Annotated in this window: 21 protein-coding genes; 10 read left to right on the forward strand and 11 right to left on the reverse strand. The window is 68.6% G+C overall.

The window, feature by feature from the left end; genetic code table 11:
• The 6 genes from ACQY8B_RS25860 to ACQY8B_RS25885 are packed head-to-tail and all read right to left on the reverse strand — an operon-like array spanning position 1 to position 6,932.
• Positions 1-399, reverse strand: a complete 399-nt coding sequence (locus ACQY8B_RS25860) for a RidA family protein (protein ID WP_081267432.1) — start codon at positions 397-399, stop codon at positions 1-3.
• Positions 396-2,018 (reverse strand): AMP-binding protein, encoded by a 1,623-nt coding sequence (locus ACQY8B_RS25865; protein ID WP_422084536.1) that lies wholly within the window; start codon positions 2,016-2,018, stop codon positions 396-398. Before ACQY8B_RS25865 ends, ACQY8B_RS25860 begins: the two co-directional genes overlap by 4 nt.
• A 5-nt stretch (positions 2,019-2,023) precedes the next feature.
• Positions 2,024-3,217: an acyl-CoA dehydrogenase family protein gene (locus tag ACQY8B_RS25870; protein ID WP_422084537.1), complete on the reverse strand. Its 1,194-nt coding sequence runs from the start codon at positions 3,215-3,217 to the stop codon at positions 2,024-2,026.
• A 4-nt stretch (positions 3,218-3,221) separates the two neighbouring features.
• A complete protein-coding gene (locus ACQY8B_RS25875) occupies positions 3,222-4,076 on the reverse strand; it encodes an enoyl-CoA hydratase family protein (RefSeq protein WP_422084538.1) in 855 nt (284 codons plus the stop codon).
• Positions 4,073-4,552 carry a MarR family winged helix-turn-helix transcriptional regulator gene (locus tag ACQY8B_RS25880; protein WP_422084539.1) on the reverse strand — a complete coding sequence of 160 codons (480 nt, stop codon included), beginning with the start codon at positions 4,550-4,552 and terminating at the stop codon, positions 4,073-4,075. Before ACQY8B_RS25880 ends, ACQY8B_RS25875 begins: the two co-directional genes overlap by 4 nt.
• Before the next feature lies 1 nt (position 4,553).
• Complete coding sequence (locus ACQY8B_RS25885) at positions 4,554-6,932, reverse strand: bifunctional salicylyl-CoA 5-hydroxylase/oxidoreductase (RefSeq protein ID WP_422084540.1); 2,379 nt, start codon at positions 6,930-6,932, stop codon at positions 4,554-4,556.
• A gap of 133 nt (positions 6,933-7,065) precedes the next feature.
• Between ACQY8B_RS25885 and ACQY8B_RS25890 the strand changes: the two genes are divergently transcribed.
• Positions 7,066-8,334, forward strand: coding sequence for a class I SAM-dependent methyltransferase (locus ACQY8B_RS25890; protein ID WP_422084541.1), 1,269 nt, complete (start codon positions 7,066-7,068; stop codon positions 8,332-8,334).
• A gap of 11 nt (positions 8,335-8,345) precedes the next feature.
• Entirely contained in the window at positions 8,346-8,669 is a 324-nt protein-coding gene (locus tag ACQY8B_RS25895) for a DUF1840 domain-containing protein (RefSeq protein ID WP_422084542.1), read from the forward strand.
• 14 nt (positions 8,670-8,683) lie between these two features.
• Here the strand turns inward: ACQY8B_RS25895 and ACQY8B_RS25900 are convergent, their stop codons facing one another.
• Complete coding sequence (locus ACQY8B_RS25900; protein ID WP_422084543.1) at positions 8,684-9,682, reverse strand: Bug family tripartite tricarboxylate transporter substrate binding protein; 999 nt, start codon at positions 9,680-9,682, stop codon at positions 8,684-8,686.
• A gap of 87 nt (positions 9,683-9,769) precedes the next feature.
• Positions 9,770-10,708 carry a LysR family transcriptional regulator gene (locus tag ACQY8B_RS25905; RefSeq protein WP_422084544.1) on the reverse strand — a complete coding sequence of 313 codons (939 nt, stop codon included), beginning with the start codon at positions 10,706-10,708 and terminating at the stop codon, positions 9,770-9,772.
• 123 nt (positions 10,709-10,831) lie between these two features.
• Between ACQY8B_RS25905 and ACQY8B_RS25910 the strand changes: the two genes are divergently transcribed.
• Entirely contained in the window at positions 10,832-11,602 is a 771-nt protein-coding gene (locus ACQY8B_RS25910; RefSeq protein ID WP_422084545.1) for an SDR family oxidoreductase, read from the forward strand.
• Between the two features lie 129 nt (positions 11,603-11,731).
• On the opposite strand, the gene ACQY8B_RS25915 is transcribed toward ACQY8B_RS25910, so the two are convergent.
• The 3 genes from ACQY8B_RS25915 to ACQY8B_RS25925 are packed head-to-tail and all read right to left on the reverse strand — an operon-like array spanning position 11,732 to position 14,153.
• A complete protein-coding gene (locus ACQY8B_RS25915) occupies positions 11,732-12,154 on the reverse strand; it encodes a MarR family winged helix-turn-helix transcriptional regulator (protein ID WP_422084546.1) in 423 nt (140 codons plus the stop codon).
• Between the two features lie 23 nt (positions 12,155-12,177).
• Entirely contained in the window at positions 12,178-13,146 is a 969-nt protein-coding gene (locus ACQY8B_RS25920; RefSeq protein ID WP_422084547.1) for an alpha-ketoacid dehydrogenase subunit beta, read from the reverse strand.
• On the reverse strand, positions 13,137-14,153 hold the full coding sequence (locus tag ACQY8B_RS25925; RefSeq protein ID WP_422084548.1) for a thiamine pyrophosphate-dependent dehydrogenase E1 component subunit alpha: 1,017 nt from the start codon (positions 14,151-14,153) through the stop codon (positions 13,137-13,139). The genes ACQY8B_RS25920 and ACQY8B_RS25925 overlap by 10 nt, the downstream gene beginning before the upstream one ends.
• A 149-nt stretch (positions 14,154-14,302) precedes the next feature.
• Here ACQY8B_RS25925 and ACQY8B_RS25930 point away from each other — a divergent pair, with 149 nt between their 5' ends.
• From ACQY8B_RS25930 to ACQY8B_RS25960, 7 genes are all read left to right on the forward strand, one after another.
• The gene (locus tag ACQY8B_RS25930; RefSeq protein ID WP_422084549.1) at positions 14,303-14,584 is read left to right on the forward strand and encodes a ParD-like family protein; all 282 of its coding nucleotides are present in this window, start codon (positions 14,303-14,305) and stop codon (positions 14,582-14,584) included.
• A complete protein-coding gene (map, locus tag ACQY8B_RS25935) occupies positions 14,581-15,378 on the forward strand; it encodes a type I methionyl aminopeptidase (RefSeq protein WP_422084550.1) in 798 nt (265 codons plus the stop codon). Before ACQY8B_RS25930 ends, map begins: the two co-directional genes overlap by 4 nt.
• A gap of 134 nt (positions 15,379-15,512) precedes the next feature.
• The gene (locus ACQY8B_RS25940) at positions 15,513-16,406 is read left to right on the forward strand and encodes a helix-turn-helix domain-containing protein (protein ID WP_422084551.1); all 894 of its coding nucleotides are present in this window, start codon (positions 15,513-15,515) and stop codon (positions 16,404-16,406) included.
• Positions 16,407-16,541: 135 nt separating this feature from the next.
• Positions 16,542-18,161, forward strand: coding sequence for an amidohydrolase family protein (locus ACQY8B_RS25945; RefSeq protein WP_422084552.1), 1,620 nt, complete (start codon positions 16,542-16,544; stop codon positions 18,159-18,161).
• Positions 18,158-19,222 (forward strand): CobW family GTP-binding protein, encoded by a 1,065-nt coding sequence (locus ACQY8B_RS25950; protein WP_422084553.1) that lies wholly within the window; start codon positions 18,158-18,160, stop codon positions 19,220-19,222. The genes ACQY8B_RS25945 and ACQY8B_RS25950 overlap by 4 nt, the downstream gene beginning before the upstream one ends.
• Entirely contained in the window at positions 19,219-20,022 is an 804-nt protein-coding gene (locus tag ACQY8B_RS25955) for an ABC transporter permease (RefSeq protein ID WP_422084554.1), read from the forward strand. Before ACQY8B_RS25950 ends, ACQY8B_RS25955 begins: the two co-directional genes overlap by 4 nt.
• Positions 20,019-21,092: an ABC transporter ATP-binding protein gene (locus ACQY8B_RS25960; protein ID WP_422084555.1), complete on the forward strand. Its 1,074-nt coding sequence runs from the start codon at positions 20,019-20,021 to the stop codon at positions 21,090-21,092. Before ACQY8B_RS25955 ends, ACQY8B_RS25960 begins: the two co-directional genes overlap by 4 nt.
• The last annotated feature ends 16 nt before the right edge of the window (positions 21,093-21,108 follow it).

Here is a 21,108-nt window from a genome sequence, read left to right on the forward strand (position 1 = left end):
TCAGTCCGGAATGACCGCCGTCACCTCGATCTCGACCTTCGCGCGGTGCTCCACCAGCGCCGCAACCTGCACGCAGGTCATGGCCGGGAAGTTGCGCCCCATCGCATCGCGATAGACCGGGCCCAGCTCGGAGAGGCGGCGGCTGTATTCGTCGCGGTCCGTCACGTACCAGGTCATGCGCACCATGTGCTCGGGGCCCGCGCCGCCAGCGCGAAGCACTTCGGCGATGTTGCGCAGCGCCTGGCCGCATTGGTCGATGAAGTCGTCCGACTCGAACTGTTGCTGCGCGTTCCAGCCGATCTGGCCGCCGACGAACAGCATCGTTCCGCGTGCGGCGACGCCGTTCGCATAGCCCTTGGGAGGCAGCCAGCCTTCGGGCTGCAGGAGTTTGTTGATCATGATGTTGTGTTGGGTTGTCTCAGTTTGAATCGCTGGAGCTTGCCAGTCTCGGTGCGCGGAAGCGCCGTGACGAACTCGATCTCCCGAGGGTATTTGAAGGGCGCGATCGTCGCCTTCACATGGTCCTGCAGCGTCTTCACCAAGGCTGCATCGCCTTCATGGCCGGGCTTGAGCACGCAGAAAGCCTTGACGATCATGCCGCGGTCCGCGTCCGGCTTGCCGATCACACCGCACTCCGCCACGGCGGGGTGCTTCAGCAACGCATCTTCCACCTCCGGCCCGCCGACGTTGTAGCCGGCCGTGATGATCATGTCGTCGGCGCGCGCCTGGTAGAAGAAGTAGCCGTCGTCGTCCTGCACGAACGAATCGCCCGGGTAGTTCCAGCCGTTCTTCACGTAGTCGGCCTGGCGCGGATCGTCGAGATAGCGGCAGCCCACAGGCCCCTGCAGCGCCAGCTTGCCGACGGTGCCATGCGGAACCTCGTTGCCTGCGTCGTCCACCACCTTCGCGGTGAAGCCCGGCACCGCCTTGCCGACCGCGCCGCGGCGCACCTCGTCGCCGGCAGCCGAGATGTAGATGTGGAACACCTCGGTGCCGCCGATACCGTCGAGCATCTCGATGCCGGTGGCTTCCTTCCATAGCTGCCGCGTGGCGTCGGGCAGTGCCTCGCCGGCGCTCACGCTGATGCGAAGGCTCGGCATGCCGTGCTGCTTCACGAAGGGCGCCATCTGGCGGTAGAACGTGGGCGCTGTGTAGCTGATGGTCGCCCCGACCTGGTTGATCAGCTTCACGAGCCCTTCGGGCGAGAACGGTGCATCGGGAAAGTACACCGAGGCACCGGCCCACATCGGAAACACCAGCAGCCCACCGAGGCCGAAGGTGAAGGCCAGCGGCGGCGAGCCCACCACGATGTCGTCGCTGCGCGCCTTGAGCACGTGGCGCGGCCAGGTCTGGCACATCGCGAGCACGTCGCGATGCGTGGTCACGGGCGCCTTCGGCTTGCCCGTGGTGCCCGACGTGAACGCGAGCAGCGCAATGTCGTCCGATGCCGTGGGGCATGCGGTGAACAGGCCGCTCTTCTTCGCGGCGCGCGCCGAGAGCGAGTCCGGTGCATCGGGCTGGTTGAACGCGATCACGGTGGCGAGCACCGGATGCTCCCGCTGCGCAGTCGCAAGTTCATCGAGCAACCGGCCATCGCAAAGCGCGGCCACGGGCCGTGCCTTCTCGATGATCTCGCCCAGTTCCTTTGCGCGCAGCAGCGGCATTGTCGCGACCGCGATCAGTCCCGCCTTCACCACGGCGAGCCATGCCAGCGCCATCGCCACCGAGTTGCCGCCGCGCAGCAACACGCGGTTGCCTGGCACCAGCCCGAGGTCTTCCGTCAGCACCTGCGCGATGCGGTTGACCTCGACGGCCGCTTGCGAATAGGTGAGCGTGCCCTGCGGCGAACGAAGCATCGGGTTGTCGCCGAAGCCCTTGGCAGTTGCCTTGTCGAGCAGTTCCTCGACCAGGTTCAACTGGTCGGGCAGTTGCAACTCGGGCAGGTCGTAGCGAAATACGGGCAGCTGCGCGGCAGGCGGCAGGCGGTCGTGAACGAAGCGGTCGACTTGGGCAGACACGGTATTTATCCCCGCAGAACGGATTTGCCAATGATCAGTTGTTGAACCTCCGTCGCGCCTTCGTAGATGCGCAGCGAGCGGATGTCGCGGTAGAGGCTCTCAATCTTCGTGCCAACCTTCACGCCGAGGCCGCCATGCATCTGCAGCGCCATGTCGATCACGCGGCTCGCGTTTTCCGTGGCGCACATCTTCGCCATCGCGGCTGCTGCCGACACGTCGCCCACCGCGGGCGCGCCGCGCTGTTCGGCGTCGTCGCGCATCCATGCCGCGCGATAGGTGAGCAATGCCGCGCTGTCGATCAGTGCGGCCATCTCGCCGAGCTTGGCCTGCGTGAGCTGGAAGTCAGCGAGCGTCTGACCGAACATGCGGCGGTTCTTCGAATGCGCGATGGCTTCGGCCAGCGCGCGTCGCCCCATGCCGAGCGCCGCGGCGGCTACCGATGCCCGGAAGATGTCGAGCGTGCGCATCGCGAGCTTGAAGCCGCCGTTGAGCTCGCCGAGCTGAGCGGCGCGCGGCACCACGCAGTTCTCGAAGCGCAAGGTGGCTAGCGGATGCGGTGCCATCACGTCGATGTGCGCGGAGGTGTCGAGGCCCGGCGTCGTCGCATCGACGATGAACGCGGTGATGCCGCGCGTGCCGCCTGCAGGATCGGTCTTCGCGAACACGCAATAGAAGTCGGCGATACCGCCGTTGCTGATCCAGGTCTTCTCGCCGTTGAGCCTCCAGCCATCGGCGGTGGGCTCGGCGCGCATTGCCATCGCGCCCACGTCGGAGCCCGCCTCGGGCTCGCTGAGCGCGAAGGCCGCGATCTTGCTGCCATTGGCCACTGCCGTCAGGTAGTTGGCGTGCTGCCCGGGCGTGCCTGCGAGCGTGATCGCGCCGCTGCCCAGGCCCTGCATCGCGAAGGCGAAGTCGGCGAGTGGCGAATGGAAGGCGAGCGTTTCGCGCAGCAGCACGAGGGCGCGCGAGTCGAGCCGCTCGAGCGCACCGCCCGATGTGCCCGGCACGCAGTAGCGCAGCCAGCCGCCCTCGCCGAGACGGCGTACCCAGTCGCGGCAGGCGGCGCGGTCGTCGTGCTCGTCGATCTCCTGCGCAGCAGCCCAGGGCAAGAGGCCTTCGGCCAGCGCGCGATGCGCATCGTCGAAGAACGGCAGCGCCAGGTGCGCTGTCGACGGTGGGGCAGGTGCCTTGTTCGTCATGGCGTCAGTCTCCGCCGAACACCGGCTTGCGCTTGGCCGCGAAGGCTTCGTACGCACGCTTGAAGTCTTCGGTCTGCATGCAGATGGCTTGTGCCTGCGCTTCGGCCTCGATGGCCTGGTCGATGGTCATCGACCATTCCTGCGCGAGCATGGTCTTGGTCATGCCGTGCGCGAAGGTGGGGCCTTCGGCCAGCTCGCGCGCCACCTTGGTGGCGGTCTCGAGCAACGCATCGCTTTCGTGCAGCGCGTTGAAGAAGCCCCAGGCGTGGCCTTCCTGCGCGGTCATCGCGCGGCCGGTGAACAGCAGCTCCGAGGCACGGCCCTGGCCGATCACGCGCGGCAGCAGCGCGCATGCACCCATGTCCGCGCCGGCGAGGCCCACGCGGGTGAAGAGGAATGCGGTGCGCGTGGCGGGCGAGCCGTAGCGCAGGTCGCAGGCCAGCGCGATCATCGCGCCCGCGCCGGCGCACACGCCGTCGATCGCACCGACGATGGGCTGCGGGCACGAGCGGATGGCCTTCACCAGGTCGCCCGTCATGCGCGTGAACTCCAGCAGCTCCGGCATGCGCATGCCGGTCAGCGGGCCGATGATCTCGTGCACGTCGCCGCCCGAGCAGAAATTGCCGCCCGCGCCGGTGACCACGATCACCTTCACGTCTGTCGCGTAGGCCAGTGCGCGGAACAGGTCGCGCAGCTCGGCATAAGAGTCGAAGGTGAGCGGGTTCTTGCGCTCGGGCCGGTTCAGCGTGATGGTGCCGACGCCCGCTTCGTAGCTCCATGCGAAGTGCTCGGCCTTGTAGGCAGCCTTCGCCTCGAATTGCGCGCGCATGGGGTTGCCTGCGCCGATGTAGTGCTTCATTCCGTCTCCGCCATCGATTGGTTGTGTGAGTGTTGCTTGACCTTGCCGAGCAGCTTGTGCAGCTGCGCGATCTCTTTTCCGCTGAGGCCCGCGAAAGCCTCGACGATCCAGTCTTCGTGCTGTTGCGCCATCTCGTTGAAGAGCTTGCGGCCGCGCGCGGTGAGGCGCACGCGCCAGGCGCGGCGGTCGCCCTCGACATTGATGCGCTCCACCAGCCCTTCGGTCACGAGCTGGTCGGTGATGCCGGTGACGTTGCCGCCCGTCACCATCATGCGGCGCGAGAGCTCGTTCATCTTCAGGCCCTCGGGCGAGCGCTCGAGTTGAGACATCAGGTCGAAGCGCGGCAGCGTGGTCGCGAACTGCGAGCGCAGTTCGTTGCGCACCTGCTTCTCGATCAGCTGGGTGCAGGTGAGAAGCCGCAGCCAGAGCCGCAGGGCTTCGGGGTGTTCGCTGTGCGCGCGCGCTTCGAGGTCCATGTCAGTGTGTCTCCTCGGGGTTCGCCGCGGCGGCTGCAGCCATCTGCTGCTGCTTGGCGATCTCGCGGTACATCTGGTCGCGGCCGCTCAGGTACTGCTTCGGCCAGTCGACTTCGCGGCTTTGCAGCTTGGCGGCTTCATGCAGCGTCCAGGCCGGGTCGGCCAGGTGCGGGCGCGCGACGGCGCACAGGTCGGCGCGGCCGGCCGCGATGATGCTGTTGGCCTGGTCCGCATCGGTGATGGCGCCCACCGCGATGGTCGAGATGCCCACTTCGTTGCGGATGCGGTCGGAGAAGGGCGTCTGGTACATGCGGCCGTACACCGGCTTGGCGGCGCGCGTCGTCTGGCCCGAAGAGACGTCGATGAAGTCCGCGCCGGCCTCCTTGAAGAGGCGCGCGACCACGACAGCGTCGGCGTCGGTGTTGCCGCCGGGCGCCCAGTCATGCGCGGAGATGCGCACGCTCATGGGCTTGTCCGCCGGCCACACGGCGCGCATGGCGCGGAACACTTCGAGCGGGTAGCGGCAGCGTGCCTCGATGTCGCCGCCGTACTCGTCGGTGCGCAGGTTGGTGAGCGGGCTGATGAAGGCCGACAGCAGGTAGCCGTGCGCGCAGTGCAGCTCGAGCCAGTCGAAGCCGGCTTCCAGCGTGCGGCGCGTCGAGGCGACGAACTGGTCGCGCAGCGTGTCCATCTCGGCGCGCGTGATGGCGGCGGGCAGCTGGTTCTGTTCGCCGTACGGCACGGCGCTGGCGCCCAGCAGCGGCCAGTTGCCGCTTTCGAGCGGCTCGTCGGTGCCTTCCCAGCCCACGCGCGTGGAACCCTTGGGGCCGCTGTGGCCGAGCTGCATCGCGATCTTCGCGCTCGACTGCGTGTGCACGAAATCGACGATGCGCTTGAAGGCGGCCTGCTGCGCGTCGTTGTAGATGCCCGTGCAGGCCGGTGTGATGCGGCCTTCGGGTGTCGGGCTAGTCATTTCGACGAATACCATCGCGGCGCCGCCGAGCGCGCGCGCGCCCAGGTGCACCAGCAGGAAGTCTTGAGGCACGCCGTCGACCGCGCTGTAGGTGGCCATCGGCGACACCAGGATGCGGTTCTTCAGCGTGAGCCCGCGCACCTTGCAGGGCATGAGCATCGGCGGCACGGCCTTGCCGCCCGCGAGCCATTTCTCATAGCCGCCGAGCCATTGCGTGTCGCGCACGCGCAGGTTCTCGTGGCTGATGCGCTGGGAGCGCGTGAGCAGCGAGTAGGCGAACTGCTCAATCTCCATGCCCGTGTAGCGCGGCACGTTCTCGAACCACTCGGTCGAGTTGCGCGCGGCGTTCTGGATCTTCAGCACCTCGACGCTGCGGCGTGCCTCGTAGCCTTCGAGCACGTGGTCGACGGTACCGCCCTGTGCGAATTCGTTGGCCAGGTCGATGGCGTCTTCGAGCGCGAGCTTGGTGCCCGAGCCGATGGAGAAGTGCGCGGTATGCGCAGCGTCGCCCATCAGCACCACGGGGACGGAGCGGCCTTCGACGTCGATGCGGTGCGTCCAGCGCTCGCACACCACGCGCGGAAAGCGGATCCAGTTGGCCGAGCCGCGCAGGTGCGTCGCATTGCTGATCAGCGGATGGCCGCCGAGGTACTTGGCGAACAGCTTCTCGCAGAAGGCGATGGCCTCCGGCTGCTCCATCTGGTCGAGGCCATGTGCCTTCCACACGGCCTCCGGCGTTTCGACGATGAAGGTCGAGGTCTTGTCGTCGAACTGGTAGGCATGCGCCTGGAACCAGCCGTGCTCGGTCTGTTCAAAGGCGAAGGTGAAGGCATCGAAGGTCTGGTGCGTGCCCAGCCACACGAAGCGGCAGTTGCGCAGATCGATGTCTGGCTTGAACACGTCGGCATAGCGCTGGCGGATGCGGCTGTTGAGGCCGTCGCTGGCAATGACGAGGTCGGCCTCGTACTTCGCGGCGATGGCCTGGTCGTCGGTGGCATCGGTCTCGAAAACCAGGTCGACGCCCAGCGCCAGGCAGCGTTCCTGCAGGATGTTCAGCAGCCGCTTGCGGCCGATGCCGCAGAAGCCGTGGCCGCCCGAGCGCACCTGGCGGCCCTTGAAGAACACCTGGATGTCGTCCCAGTGATGGAACTCGTTGCCGATGAGCGCCGCGGTTTCGGCGTCGGCAGCGCGCAGGTTGCCCAGCGTCTGGTCGCTCAGCACCACGCCCCAGCCGAAGGTGTCGAAGGGGCGGTTGCGTTCCACCACCGTGATCTGCAGCGCCGGGTTGCGTGCCTTCATCAGCAGGGCGAAGTACAGCCCGGCCGGCCCGCCACCGATGCACAGGATACGTTGGAGATCCGCGGCTGGAGCGGGGCGGACGGATTGAACCGGGTTGAGGCTGTTCATGTTTCAATAGTTTAGACATAAACAATCTGCTGTCAATGCGGGTTGGCAACTACCGCCCGGGCGCACCGTTTCGAGGCTTCCGCCGACACGGGTAGTCATGCAAAAACTTGGAAAAATCAATACCATGGGCCCCATGCAAAACTTGATACCCAAGATCGAGTCGCAGCTGGCCTCGCTGCCTGTTCCTATCGCGCTGGAGTTGCCCGATGGCCGCCGCGTTGCCCAGGCGGGGGCCCGCGTCACGCTGGCCTTCAAGGAGTGGACGGTGCTTGCCAAGCTGGCGGCCCGGCAGGTGGGGGCCATCGGCGAGGCATACGTCGAGGGCAAGGTGCAGATCGAAGGCGCCATGCGCGACCTGATCGACGCCACGGTGGGCATGCTGCCGGGCAACCCGGCCGAGACCGACACCGGCTGGTGGAGCCGCCTGCAGCACATGGCCAAGTCGCACGGCTCGCATTCGCTGCGCAAGGACGCGGCCCAGATCGAGTTCCACTACGACGTTTCCGACGATTTCTACGCGCTGTGGCTCGACCCGCGCCGCGTCTATTCGTGCGCGTACTTCCGCACGCCCGACCTCACGCTGGCGCAAGCCCAGGAAGCCAAGCTCGACCACATCTGCCGCAAGCTCATGCTGCAGCCGGGCGAGCGCTATCTCGACATCGGCTCCGGCTGGGGCGCGCTGCTGCTGTGGGCGGCGGAGCACTACGGCGTGGACGCCACCGGCATCACGCTGTCGAAGAACCAGCACGCGCACGTGCAGCGGCTGATCGAGGAAAAGGGCCTGCAGGGCCGCGTGCGCGTCGAGCTGCGCGACTACCGCGAACTGTCGGTCGACCAGCCCTTCGACAAGATCTCGTCGGTCGGCATGTTCGAGCACGTGGGCGCGGCCAACATGCCGACCTACTTCCGCAAGATCCATTCGCTGCTCAAGCCCGGCGGCCTGGTCATGAACCACGGCATCACCTCGGGCGAGCTCAACTATCGCCAGCTGGGCGCGGGCATGGGCGACTTCATCGAGAAATACATCTTCCCCGGCGGCGAGCTGCTGCATGTGACGCACGTGCTGCGCGAGACGGCCGCGGCCGGCCTGGAGATGGTCGACACCGAGAGCCTCCGCCCGCACTATGCGCGCACGCTATGGGCCTGGTCGGACGCGCTCGAAGCGCAGCTCGACACCGCGCGCGAAATACTCAAGCGCAGCGGCGGCCGCCAGGGCGAAAACGCCGAGCGCGTGCTGCGGGCCTATCGCCTGTACCTCGCGGGCTCGGCCATGAGCTTCGAGCAGGGCTGGATTTCGCTGCACCAGATGCTGTCGACCAAGCCCGACGGCAAGGTCGAGCATGGCGTCTTGCGCGGTGCGCAATCGGTGTACCCTTTTGCCCGTGATTACATCTACAAGTAAGTGAGAACACCATGCTCTATCGATTCCAGTCCCGGGCTTCCGCCGATTTCGTGATGCTCGAAGTGCACGCGCGCCAGTTGCTCGACATCGTCGGCAAGTCGGCCGCGCCGCAAGGCATCATCACGGTCGAGCAGATTCCCGGCGCCATCTCCGCGCTCGAGGCCGCATTGGCCCGCGAGGGCGGCAATACCCACAACCACGACGACTACGCGGTCGAGGGCCATGCCAACGACGCCGAGAAGCAGCATGTAGGACTGCACCAGCGTGCAGCCCCCCTGCTTCACATGCTCAAGGATTCGCTGGCCGACAAGAAGGACGTGACCTGGAAGACCTGAGCGTCTTCAGCGGTTCAATCGACCTTCGCGCCGGAGTCCTTCACCACCTTCGCCCACTTCACGTGTTCGCTCGCAATGAGCTTCGTGAAGTCGGCGGGTGAATTCCCGCTCGGCAGCGCGCCCTGCGCGAGCATCTTCTCCTTGATGGCCGGCGTGCCCAGCGACTTGGCCACTTCCTGCTGAATGCGGTTCACGACCTCGGGCGGGGTGCCGGCCGGCGCCAGCAGCCCGAACCACGAGCTCGCCTCGTAGCCCTTGAGCGTCGGGCCTCCCACTTCGGCCACCGTCGGAATGTCAGGCAGCGCGGGCGAGCGCTGGGCGCTGGTCACGGCCAGCGCGGTGAGCTTGCCGGCCTTGATCTGCGCCATCGACGAAGGCAGGTTGTCGAACATCACGTCGGCGTTGCCGCCCACCATGTCCAGCAGCGCCGGGCCCGAGCCCTTGTACGGGATGTGCGCCATGAAGGTGCCCGTCATGCTCTTGAACAGCTCGCCCGCCAGGTGGATCGACGTGCCGCTGCCGCTGGACGCCATGTTCAGCTTGCCGGGGTTGGCCTTGGCGTATTTGATGAAGTCCTGCACGTTGTGGATGTTCAGCGCCTTGGCCTTTTCGGCGTTCATTTCCATCACGTTGGGCACGGCGGCCACCAGCGTGATGGGCGCGAAGTCCTTGATCGGGTCGAAGGGCAGCTTGGGGTAGAGCGCGCGGTTGATGCCGTGCGTGCCCACCGTTCCCATCAGCAGCGTGTAGCCGTCGTTGGGCGCGCGCGCCACGATCTCGGCGCCCAGGTTGCCGCCCGCGCCGGCGCGGTTGTCGACGATGAACTGCTGGCCGAAGGCCTTGGAAAGCTCCGGCGCGATCGCGCGCGCCAGGATGTCGGTGGTGCCGCCGGCCGCGAACGGCACGACGATGCGCACCGGCTTGGTCGGCCAGTTGCTCTGGGCCCAGGACGGGGCGGCCATCAGGGTAAGGGCGGTAGCGATCGAAGCCGCGAGCGCGGTCCGGCGATTCATTGAAGAGAAGGAAGTCATGCGCGCGTTTGTACCCGGCGGCGCTTACGGCGTCGCGAGTGAAAACCCCTTGAACCGGCGGGTCGTCGGTCAGCCCACCTGCATCCGCTGGGCGAAGCGTTCGCTGCGAAAACGCTCGAGCACGAAGTCTACGAACGCCCGCGTCTTCGGCGGCAGCAGCTTCTTGCTCGGGTAGTAGAGCCACACCGCGCCCGTCTCCTGGTACCACTCGGGCAGCAGCCGCACCAGTTCGCCGCCGCGCAGGTTGCGCTCGACGAAGGGCATGGGCAGCAACGCTACCCCCAACCCCATGAGCGCGGCCTGTGCCAGCGCCTCGGGGTCGTTGAAGACGGCGCGCGGGCGGGACAGCTCGACCGTGGTTTCCGCCTCGCTGGCGGCGGCGCGCACGTGCCGCAGCGTCCAGCCGCGCACACGGCCGGTGGGCGACGAGCGGCGCAGCAAGGCGTCGAGCGTTGCCAGGTCCGACGGGTGACGGGGTATCCGCCGCCCCTCCAAATAGCGCGGCGATGCCACCGCCACCTGGTGGACGCGAGCCAGTTCGCGCGCCACCAGCCCCGCCGACAGTTCGATGCCGCCGCCAATGGCCGCGTCGAAGCCCTCGCCGACCAGGTCGACCTGCTGGTTGTCGAAATGCCAGTCCGGCACGATGGCCGGGTAGCGCGCGAGGAAGTCGCCCAGCATCGGCAGCACATGCTCTCGCCCGAAGGCCTGGCCCATGCTGACCTTGAGCGCGCCGGCGGGCTGGCCGTCGTCAGTGTCGATGCCGGCCACGGCCTCCCGCAGCGTGGCGAGCGCGCCGCCGATCTGCGCGAGGAAGCGCTCGCCGCCCTCGGTCAGCGTGAGGCTGCGCGTGCTGCGCTGGAACAGCCGCAAGCCCAGCCGCGCCTCGAGCCGCGCCACGTTCTTGCTGACCGCCGCGGGCGTGAGCCCCAGGCGCCGGGCCGCGGCCGAAAAGCTGCCGCCCTCCGCGCTCTGCACGAAGGATTCAAGGTGATTGAGCGGTTCCATGCGCGCATTTTCATGCCGATATTCAACTTTCAGTTGAATTTGATTGACTCGATTGATGGCTAGCGGCAATGCAATGAAAGGCAGAGACTGGAGGCCTTCTTCCTCCAACAGATCGGAAAAATCATGGCTTCCAGCAACGTCGTTTCTTCTTCCCCCGTCCTGGCCGGCAAGGTCGCCTTCGTCACCGGCGGTTCGCGCGGCATCGGTGCCGCCATCGTTCGCCGGCTGGCGCGCGACGGCGCCGCCGTGGCCTTCAGCTATGCCAGTTCCGCCGCGCCGGCCGACGAGCTGGTGCGCGCCATCGAGGCCGAAGGCGGCCGCGCCCTCGCGCTGAAGATCGACAGTGCCGACGCCGACGCGCTCAAGGCCGGCATCGACCGGGCCGCCGGGCACTTCGGCGGGCGCATCGACATCCTGGTCAACAACGCTGGCGTGCTGCACCTCGGCCCCGTCGAGCAGTTCGCGCTGGCCGACTTCGACCGCACCATCGCGGTGAACGTGCGCGCCGTGTTCGTCGCGATCCAGGCGGCGCTGGCGCACATGGGCACGGGCGGGCGCATCGTCAACATCGGCAGCACCAACGCCGAGCGCATGCCCTTTGCCGGCGGCAGCGTGTATGCGATGAGCAAGTCGGCGCTGACCGGCCTGGTGCAGGGCCTGGCGCGCGACCTGGGGCCGCGCGGCATCACGGTCAACAACGTGCAGCCCGGCCCGGTCGACACCGACATGAACCCCGCCACCGGGCCGATGGCAGCCACCATGCACGGCTTCATGGCCATCGACCGCCACGGCCATGCGGACGAGATTGCCGGCATGGTGGGGTACCTGGCCAGCCCCGAAGCCGCGTTCGTGACCGGCGCGGGCCTGAACATCGACGGCGGCTTCGCCGCGTGAGCTTGGCTCGCCCCCAGGCTGCGCGCACTTCGTGTCGCTTCGCCTTCCCCCGGCCGGGGGCAACACCTGAGGCCCGGCGAAGCCGGTTCCTCGGTGTTCTGGAAGGGGGCGGGGTTTGGCGTGCCTTTGTCAACTGCTGCGTTGGACGGCCTTGATGAGTTTGTCTAGTGTTGCGTCTAGCTGGGCCAGTTCGTTGCCGTCGACACCTGCGAACAGCGCGGCCTCGCGCTCGCGGCCCAGTGTGGCGACTTTTTCATGCAGTGCCTTGCCGGCGGCGGTGAGGTAGAGGCGGCTGCTGCGCTGGTCGGTCGGGTCTTCGTGGCGCTGCACGCGCCTGTGGCGCTTCAGGCCGGCCAACGCGCGGCTCACCGCCATCTTGTCCAGGCCCGTCTGGTCGGCGACCTGCGTGGCGTTGAGGCCCGGCTGCGCGCCGAGCACGGCCATCGTGCGCCACTCGTTCAGCGTGAGCTGGTGCTCCCGGCCCACGCGTTCATGAAAAGGCCGGGCCGTGAGGTTGACCACCCGCACCAGCTTGAAGAAGAGCGGGTCCATCGCGCCTGTGTCGCGGCCGGACCTCAGCCGGCCAGCTTCTTCGCGGCGGCCACGATGGCCGGCATGCCCACGCGCGACTGCGCTTCCAGCACCGGCGCATAGCCGACCGGAATGCGCGGCGCGCCCAGCCGCGCCACGCGGCAGCCCGTGGCTTCCGCCGCGCTGGCCGCTATCTCCGCGCCGAAGCCCCCCGCCTGCACCGCCTCGTGCACCACCAGCAGCCGGCCGGTGCGCGCGCAGGACGACAGCACGGTCTCGCGGTCCCATGGCCACAGCGTGCGCAGGTCGATCAGGTCGACCGCGATGCCTTCGGCCGCCAGTGCGTCGCAGGCTGCCTCGCAGGCCTGCATCTGCCGGCTCCAGCTCACCAGCGTGAGCGCATTGCCCTCGCGCACCCGCGCGGCCTTGCCCAGCGGCACCGCAACGCTTTCGTCGACCTCGCCGCGCACGCCCCACAAGGTCTTGTGCTCGATGTAGACCACCGGGTCGCCGCACTGCAGCGCGGCGCGCAGCAAGCCGTGGTTGTCCTGCGGCGTCGAGGGGCACACCACCACCACGCCCGGCAGGTGCGCGAACCAGGCTTCGAGCGACTGCGAATGCTGCGCCGCCGATGCGTCCCAGATGCCGCCCGGCATGCGCGCCACCAGCGGCACGCGGCCCTGGCCGCCGAACATGAAGCGGTTCTTGGCGGCCTGGTTCACCAGTTCGTCCATGCCGCACAGGGCGAAGTCGACCACGCGCATCTCGACCACCGGCCGCAACCCCGCGAGCGCCATGCCCACGCCGGCGCCCATGATCGCGGCCTCGCTGATCGGCGTGTCGATCACGCGGCCGGCGCCGAAGTGCTGCTGCAGCCCCTTGTACTGGCCGAAGATGCCGCCGCGGCCCACGTCCTCGCCGAGCACGACCACGCGCGGGTCGGCCTCCATCTCGCGCCGCAGCGCGAGCAGGGCAGCTTCGGAATAGCTCAGGTCCTGCTTCGTCAATGCCATTGGCCTGCTCCGGTGGTCTGCACGTCGGTGAAGGCGGCGCCGGCGTCGGGCCAGGGCGCTGCATCGGCGACGGCCAGCGCGGTGTCGACCTCGTCGCGCGCGGCGTTCTCGATGGCGTCGAGCGTGGCGGCGGCGATGCCCGCCGAAAGAAGATGCCCGCGCGCCCGCGCGATCGGGTCTGTTTCCAGCGCCGCGGCCAGTTCGGCCGGGTCGCGGTAGGCCGCAAGGTCGACCGACACGTGCCCCTTTACTCGGTAGGTCAGCGCATGCAGCAGGCGCGGGCCGCCGCCGGCGCGCACCTCGCTGACCAGCCGCGCGGCGGTTTCGTGCACCGCGAACACGTCGTTGCCGTCGACCTGCGTGGCCGCGATGCCCAGCGACTCGGCACGCACCGAAGCGCCGTCGCCGGCCGTCATCGGCCCGCTCGCGGTGGTTGCGCTCCAGCGGTTGTCTTCGCAGACGAAGAGCACCGGCAGGTCGTACACCCGCGCCCAGTTCAGCGCTTCGAGAAAAGGGCCCCGGTTGATGGCGCCGTCGCCGAAGAAGCAGGCCGTGATGTCGTCGCCCCTGCCGAGCAGCTTCTGCGCATGCGCCGCGCCCACGGCGATCGGCAGCCCTGCCGCCACCACGCCGTTGGCGCCCAGCATGCCGACCGAGAAGTCCGCGATGTGCATCGAGCCGCCCTTGCCGCCGTTGAAGCCGGTGGCCTTGCCGAACAGCTCGCACATCATCCGAGCGAGGTCGGCTCCCTTGGCCAGCGTGTGGCCGTGGCCGCGATGGGTGGAGGTGAGGTAGTCGCTGGCGCGCAGGTGGGCGCACACGCCGGCCGGTACCGCCTCCTGGCCGGTGGAAAGGTGCAGCGGCCCGCGCACCTTGGCGGCGCCCGCGGCCTGCTGGCCATAGGCGCTCACGCCCCCCTGGCTGGCCGCCTCGGCGGCGTTCTCGAAAGCGCGGATGCGCACCATGACGCGATACAGCGCCTGCGCATCGGATGTGCTCGGGTCCATCTTGTCTCCAACGCGCTCGAGGTGGGCGCTTCGAGAAAAATCGTATCAAACGAGATCGGATCGCTGCACCGGGCTTACCCCGCCGTCGCGTTGAAACACATCCGCTGATTTGATATGATTCATATACGTTTCATATATTCAAGAGAGCCATGGGCATCGTCAAGATTTCAGACCTCATGCATGAGAACCTGCGCGTCGCGGGCAATGCACTGAGCCGTTCCATCAATGCGCAGGCCGAGCACTGGATGCGCATCGGCATGCTGGCCGAACTGCACCCCGAGCTCGATCACCGCGAGATCTGCCAGCTGCTCATCCGCGCCGAGCAGGCCGGCGGTTTCGACCTGGCCACGGTCTCCACCCTGCTGGAACCGCCGCCGCCCGCGCCCGCTGCTGCTCCTGCCGCACGCAAGCTGGCCGGGGCGCGCGCATGAGGGCCACCGCCGCACCGCTCAAGTCGCCCGACGAAATCGCGATGGCGCGCGCCGCGGGCCGGCTCGCCGCCGAGGTGCTGGCGATGATCGGCGAGCACGTGAAGCCCGGCGTCACCACCGAGGAGCTCGACCGCATCTGCCACGACCACATCGTCAATGTGCAGGGCGTGGTGCCCGCCAACGTCGGCTACCAGGGCTACACCAAGACGGTCTGCACCTCGGTCAATCACGTGGTCTGCCACGGCGTGCCGTCGGCGCAGAAGGTGCTGAAGAAGGGCGACATCATCAACATCGACGTGGCCGTCAACAAGGACGGCTGGTTCGGCGACTGCAGCCGCATGTACTTCGTCGGCGAGCCCAGCCCGCTCGCGCGCCGCCTGGTGGACACCACCTACGAGGCAATGCGCGCCGGCATCCTGCAGGTGCGTCCCGGCGCCACGCTGGGCGACGTGGGCCATGCGATCCAGAGCGTCGCGCACCGCGAGCGCTTCAGCGTCGTGCGCGAGTACTGCGGCCACGGCATCGGCCAGATCTACCACGACGATCCGCAGGTGCTGCACTACGGCCAGCCCGGCCAGGGCCTGCGGCTGGAGGCCGGCATGGTCTTCACCATCGAGCCGATGATCAACGCCGGCCGGCGCGAGACCCGCGAGCTGCCCGACGGCTGGACGGTGGTCACGCGCGACCATTCGCTGTCGGCGCAGTGGGAGCACATGGTCGCGGTCACGGAAGACGGCTTCGAGGTGCTGACGCCCTGGCCCGAAGGCACGGGGCGCTATCCGGCGATCGGCTGAGGCGGCGCATCCGGGTCGCCCGCGGGACCCTGCAGACAGGGAATTCCCGCCGCCCATGGCCTGGAAAATGCTTGAGAATTTGTGCACCTTCGAGGGACACCTCCCTCGCGCAACCCCTTCCAGGCACAAAACTCATGCAACCGCTGCGCCACCTGAACGACATGGAAGACCTGTGGGGCATGCGCAGTGCAGGCGCCCTCATCGACCTGCCGTCCACGGGCGTGTCGGTGCTGCGGTGGACGCGCACGACCGGCGGGCCCTTCGAATTCAACGTCGCCACCTCGCCCGACATCATGCTGTTCTCGATGGTGCTGCTGCCCATGGAGGCCTGCTCGCGCGTGGACGACTCGGTGATCTGGGACGGCCCCATCCGCGGCGGCAGCGTGCGGCTCATCGATTCGCGCAGCATCGAGTACACCGGCTTCGAGTCTCCGAGCCCGTTCGACCTGCTGCACATCCATTTCTCGCTCGACGAACTGCGCCTGGCCGCGCGCCGCTTCGGCGTGGACTTCGAAGACTTCCAGCCGAACGACGGCCCGCTATACCGAGACGACAGCATCGGCCGGCAACTGGGCGCGCAGTTCGTCGCGGCGCTCGATGCGGACGGCCCGGCAGGCCGCATGTATGCCGACGGCATCGCGCAGTCGCTGGTGGCGCACCTGCTGCACAACTATGGCCGCGTGACGGGCCCCTTGCAGTCCGCCGGCCCCGACGGCCTGCAGGCCGCGTTCGAGCATGTGGAGCGCCACCCGCATGAAACGCTCAGCGTGGCCCGGCTCGCGCGGGTGGCCGACATGAGCGAATTCCATTTCGCGCGCCGCTTCAAGCAGCGCTACGGCCTCACGCCGCACGCGCACCTGGTGGCGGCCCGGCTGCGGCTGGCCAAGGCCGACCTGGCCTTCTCCGACAAGAACATCCTGCAGATCGCCATGGACTGCGGCTTCTCCGACTCCAGCCATCTCGCGCGCCTGTTCCGCAAGATGGAGGGCGTGACGCCGCAGCGCTACCGGCAGGCGCTGCAGCAGTAGTCCGCAGCCGCCGCTGCCGGGCCGCACAGCAAGAACATGCTGTCCGCCGAGCAGGATTGAGCGAGACGGCATACCCCCTCGCTCGAAAGAATCGCCCTCGCCATCCGGCATTCCGGATGTTTCGAGGAGATTCGAGTGACAGCAGCATCCGCGATGCAGGAACACATGCCGGCCGTCGAGGCCGGCGACGAGATCGCGGCCGCGCGCCAATTGCGCGGCGGCCGCGAGAAGCCGCGCGCCACCGGCCGCGACCGCGGCGAAGGGCCGTTCGCCCGGCTGGTGCTGCGCGGCGCCACCGTCATCGACGGCACCGGCGCGCCGCCCTGGGGGCCGGTCGACATCGTGATCGAGGGCGACCGCATCGTCGAGATGCGCGGCGTCGGCGCGCCCCGCAAGGCCATCGACCCGGCCGTGCGCCCGGCCGCCGGGCAGCACGAGATCGACTGCCACGGCAAGTTCGTCACGCCGGGTTTCGTCGATGCGCATGCGCACATCGGCTCGCCCTTCGTGGCCGGCAAGGCGCCGCCGGCCGACTACGTCTACAAGCTCTGGCTGGCCCACGGCGTGACCACCGTGCGCGAGATGGGCTGCTTCAACGGCCTGGGCTGGACGCTGGACCAGCGCGAGCGCGCTGCGGCCGGCACCATCGCCGCGCCGCGCATGCTGGCGCATGCGTACTTCCCGGCGGTCAATGACATCCTGAAGATCATTCACACGCCGGCGCAGGCACGCGACTGGCTGGGCCGGCTGAAGGCGCGCGGCGCCGACGGCGTGAAGTTCTTCGGCGCCTCGCCCGCCATCATGCAGGCCGCACTGGCCGAATGCGCCAGCCTCGGCCTGCGCAGCGGCTGCCACCACGCGCAGACCGCCGTGACCCGCATGAACGCGCTCACCACCGCGCAATGGGGCCTGACCAGCGCCGAGCACTACTACGGCCTGCCCGAGGCACTGTTCGAGCACCGCGTGGTGCAGGACTACCCGGCCGACTACAACTACGGCGACGAGTACTTCCGCTTCTCCGTCGCCGGCCAGAGCTTCGGCCAGGCCGCGCAGCCGGGCAGCGCCACATGGCGCAACGCGATGGACCGCTTTCTCGAACTCGGCTTCACCTTCGTGCCGACCTTCGGCATCTACGACGCCAACCGCGACCTCATGCGCACCCGCCGCGCCGACTGGCACGACGAATACACCTGGAAGAGCTACTGGGACGGCTTCCAGCCCTACCGCGGTGGCCACGGCTCCTACTGGTATCGCTGGTCGACAAGGAACGAGATCGAGTGGAAGGAAAACTACCGGCTCTGGATGCGCTTCATCAACGAGTACAAGAACCGCGGCGGGCGCGTCTGCGCGGGCAGCGACTCCGGCTTCATCTTCCAGGTGTTCGGCTTCGGCTTCGTGCGCGAACTCGAGATGCTGCAGGAAGCCGGCTTCCATCCGCTGGAGGTGCTGCGCGCCGCCACGCTCGAAGGCGCGCACCTGCTTGGCATCGAGGCCGACTGCGGCAGCCTGGAGGTCGGCAAGCGCGCCGACCTGCTGGTGCACGACCAGAACCCGCTGGAAGACTTCAAGCTGCTGTACGGCACCGGCGCCATGCGGCTGAACGACGACACCCAGCGTGTCGAATGGCAGCGCGGGCTGAGCCGCACCATCGTGGGCGGCATCTGCTACGACACGGCCGAGCTGCTGGCCGACGTGCGCGCGATGGTTGCGGCCAGCCACGCCGAAGCCGCCGCGGCGGAGGCACCCGCCGCATGAGCAGCCCGTACAACGCCTCGCCGCCGATGCCGGTTCCCATCGAGCTGATCGTGCTCACCGGCTTCCTGGGCAGCGGCAAGACCACGCTGCTGTCGGCGTACCTGCGCCAGCCGCAGGCCGCCGACACCGCGGTGATCGTCAACGAGGTTGGCGAGGTCGACCTCGACGGCGCCGTCATCTCCGCCTCCGCCGACAAGGTGCCGATGGCGCTGCTGAGCAACGGCTGCGTCTGCTGCGCGATGGGCGGCGACTTGCCCGGCACCATTGCGGCACTGATCGAGGCGCGCGCCGAACAGGGCCTGCCGCCGCTCGCGCGAATCGTGCTGGAGACCACCGGCCTCGCGCGCCCCGGGCCGGTGCTGCGCAGCCTCGGTCCGCTGGCCGGACATCTGCGCGCGCATGTCGTGAGCACCTTCGACTGCGAGCGCGGTGCCGCCACGCTGGCGCTGCCCGAAGCCGCCGCGCAGATCGCCGGCGCGCAGCGCATCGTGCTGACCCGGCAGGACATTGCCCGGGCCGGTGCGGTGGACGCGGCGCGCGCGCTGCTGGCAAGCGTCAATCCGCTGGCCGAACTGGTGGCCCACGCCGAGCCGGGGCCGCGCGCACTGGCCGCGCTGGCATCGCCGCCGGCGCGCTCATCGCTGCCGCACCTCTCGCTCGCACCGGTGGACGAAGACGCGCTGCAGCCGCCGCACAGCGACATCCGCACCGCCCTGTGCCGCTTCACCGCGCCGGTCACGCGCGACGAACTCTCCGAGTGGCTCGACAACCTCGCCGGCCTGTGCGGCGAGCGCCTGCTGCGCGTCAAGGGACTGGTCAGGGTGCAAGACGAGCGATGGCCGTTGCTGGTGCAATGCGTCGGCACGCTGTTCAGCCCCATCGTGCCGCTCGCGGCGCAGGCGCCGGACTCGTTCCTCGTCCTCATCGTGCGCGGCATGCATCTGGATGAACTGCGCGAAGTGCAGCCGTCCTTGCCCTTCGTGCTGAAGGCGGCCGCGCTGTCCGCAAGACCGGCCATCGGCCGGCCGCTCGCCGCCGTGCTCGAGGAGGCCCGCGCGTGAGGCCCGCCACCGTCGCCCGCCGGTTCGCAGTGGCCGCGGCATACGCGGCCATGCTGCTGCCGCTCGTCACCGTGGCCTGGCTGAGCTTCTTCGAGCAGCCGATCATGAGTTTTCCGCCCGAAGGCTATTCGCTGCACTGGTACGCCAATGCATGGAGCAAGCCGCAGTTCGCGAGCAGCTTCATGCTGTCGCTGCAACTGGCCGCCGTCTCGGCGCTGCTCGGCGTGAGCACCGGCACGGTGGCCGCCTACGCCATCGAGCGCGGCAATTTTCGCGGGCGGCGCGCGCTGGCCGCGCTGCTGCTGTCGCCGCTGGCTTTTCCGGGTGTGGTGCTGGGCACCGGCATCTACGTGTTCTTCGTGCAGATCGACAACACCGTCGACCTGCAGATCGTTGCCACGCTGCCAGGCCTGATCGCCGCACATGCGCTGCTGGCCATTCCGTGGACCGTGCGCCTCGTGTCGGCCAGCCTGCAGGGGCTCGGCCGCGCGCCGGAGGAAGCCGCCGCCAACCTGGGCGCGCGCCCGGTCACGGTGTTCCTGCGCGTCACGCTGCCCTCGATGCACGCCGGCATCGTGGCCGCGGCTGTCTTCAGCTTCATCGCGAGCTTCGAGAACCTGGAGATGACCATGATGCTCACCGGTCCCGGGTACGCGACGCTGCCGGTGGAAATGCTGAGCTACCTCAACTTCAACATGGACCCGACACTGGCTGCGGTCGGCACGGTGCAGACCGTGCTCATCGCCGTGCTCCTGCTGGTGGCGGATCGTTTCGTCAGTCTGTCCCGGGTGACCACGTGAGCTATTTGCGTCTCGACAATCTCCAGTGCATCTACGACCGCACGGTCGCGGTGCGCAACCTCGACCTCGGCGTGGCGCAGGGCGAACTGCTCGCGCTGCTCGGGCCCTCCGGCTGCGGCAAGAGCACCACGCTGCGCATGGTGGCCGGCTTCGTGCAGCCGAGCGCGGGCCGCATCTTCTTCGGCGAACGCGAGGTGACGCATGCGCCGCCCCATGCGCGCGACACCGGCATGGTGTTCCAGGGCTATGCGCTGTTCATGCACATGAGCGTGGCCGAGAACGTGGCCTTCGGGCTGCAGATGCGCAAGGTGCCGCGCGCCGAGCAGGCCGCGCGCGTGAAAGAAGCGCTGCGGCTGGTGCGGCTCGATCACCTGGCCGACCGCCGGCCGGCCGCTCTGTCGGGCGGCCAGCAGCAGCGCGTGGCGCTGGCGCGCGCGCTGGTGGTGCAGCCCACGGTGTTCCTGCTCGACGAGCCCATGTCCAACCTCGATGTGCGCCTGCGCACCGAGGTGCGGCTCGAAATCCGCGCGCTGCAGCAGCGCCTGGGCCTCACCACGCTGCTGGTCACGCACGACCAGGAAGAAGCCCTCACCACCGCCGACCGCCTGGCCGTGATGGACCACGGCCGCGTGCGCCAGATCGGCACACCGCGCCAGGTGTACGAGCAGCCGGTCGACCAGTTCGTCGCCAACTTCATCGGGCGCTGCAACCTGGTGCCGGGGCGGGTCGATGCGCCGGGCGTGTTCCGCGCGGGGGCGCATACGCTGCCTTGCGCGCCATCGGCGGTGCCTGCATCCGCGCCGGACGACGTGGCGCTGATGGTGCGGCCCGACCGCATCCGCATCGCCAACGCGGGCGAGCAGGGCCTGCCCGCGCGGGTGCGGCTCAGCACCTACCTGGGCGGCACGACCGAATGGCACTTCGAGACCGACGTCGGCCCGATCTCTGTCGCGCAGCCCAGCGTGCTGGCACACGACAGCGCCGCGCGCGGGCCGGTCGAGGGCGAGTGCGTATCGCTGCAGTGGTCGCCGGAGCATGCGCTGGCGCTGCCCGCGGATGCCAGCGCCTGAACTTCCTTTCTTCTCT

This window comes from Variovorax sp., assembly GCF_965279555.1.
GTDB lineage: Bacteria > Pseudomonadota > Gammaproteobacteria > Burkholderiales > Burkholderiaceae_C > Variovorax.

What these genes read in the sequence shown, in the direction of transcription:
- ACQY8B_RS25900 (WP_422084543.1), bottom strand. Translation starts at nt 9,682, where the DNA reads ATGAATCGCCGGACCGCGCTCGCGGCTTCGATCGCTACCGCCCTTACC.
- map (WP_422084550.1), top strand. Translation starts at nt 14,581, where the DNA reads ATGAGGGCCACCGCCGCACCGCTCAAGTCGCCCGACGAAATCGCGATG.
- ACQY8B_RS25915 (WP_422084546.1), bottom strand. Translation starts at nt 12,154, where the DNA reads ATGGACCCGCTCTTCTTCAAGCTGGTGCGGGTGGTCAACCTCACGGCC.
- ACQY8B_RS25905 (WP_422084544.1), bottom strand. Translation starts at nt 10,708, where the DNA reads ATGGAACCGCTCAATCACCTTGAATCCTTCGTGCAGAGCGCGGAGGGC.
- ACQY8B_RS25940 (WP_422084551.1), top strand. Translation starts at nt 15,513, where the DNA reads ATGCAACCGCTGCGCCACCTGAACGACATGGAAGACCTGTGGGGCATG.
- ACQY8B_RS25910 (WP_422084545.1), top strand. Translation starts at nt 10,832, where the DNA reads ATGGCTTCCAGCAACGTCGTTTCTTCTTCCCCCGTCCTGGCCGGCAAG.
- ACQY8B_RS25860 (WP_081267432.1), bottom strand. Translation starts at nt 399, where the DNA reads ATGATCAACAAACTCCTGCAGCCCGAAGGCTGGCTGCCTCCCAAGGGC.
- ACQY8B_RS25920 (WP_422084547.1), bottom strand. Translation starts at nt 13,146, where the DNA reads ATGGCATTGACGAAGCAGGACCTGAGCTATTCCGAAGCTGCCCTGCTC.
- ACQY8B_RS25870 (WP_422084537.1), bottom strand. Translation starts at nt 3,217, where the DNA reads ATGACGAACAAGGCACCTGCCCCACCGTCGACAGCGCACCTGGCGCTG.
- ACQY8B_RS25875 (WP_422084538.1), bottom strand. Translation starts at nt 4,076, where the DNA reads ATGAAGCACTACATCGGCGCAGGCAACCCCATGCGCGCGCAATTCGAG.
- ACQY8B_RS25930 (WP_422084549.1), top strand. Translation starts at nt 14,303, where the DNA reads ATGGGCATCGTCAAGATTTCAGACCTCATGCATGAGAACCTGCGCGTC.
- ACQY8B_RS25895 (WP_422084542.1), top strand. Translation starts at nt 8,346, where the DNA reads ATGCTCTATCGATTCCAGTCCCGGGCTTCCGCCGATTTCGTGATGCTC.
- ACQY8B_RS25885 (WP_422084540.1), bottom strand. Translation starts at nt 6,932, where the DNA reads ATGAACAGCCTCAACCCGGTTCAATCCGTCCGCCCCGCTCCAGCCGCG.
- ACQY8B_RS25890 (WP_422084541.1), top strand. Translation starts at nt 7,066, where the DNA reads ATGCAAAACTTGATACCCAAGATCGAGTCGCAGCTGGCCTCGCTGCCT.
- ACQY8B_RS25925 (WP_422084548.1), bottom strand. Translation starts at nt 14,153, where the DNA reads ATGGACCCGAGCACATCCGATGCGCAGGCGCTGTATCGCGTCATGGTG.
- ACQY8B_RS25950 (WP_422084553.1), top strand. Translation starts at nt 18,158, where the DNA reads ATGAGCAGCCCGTACAACGCCTCGCCGCCGATGCCGGTTCCCATCGAG.
- ACQY8B_RS25880 (WP_422084539.1), bottom strand. Translation starts at nt 4,552, where the DNA reads ATGGACCTCGAAGCGCGCGCGCACAGCGAACACCCCGAAGCCCTGCGG.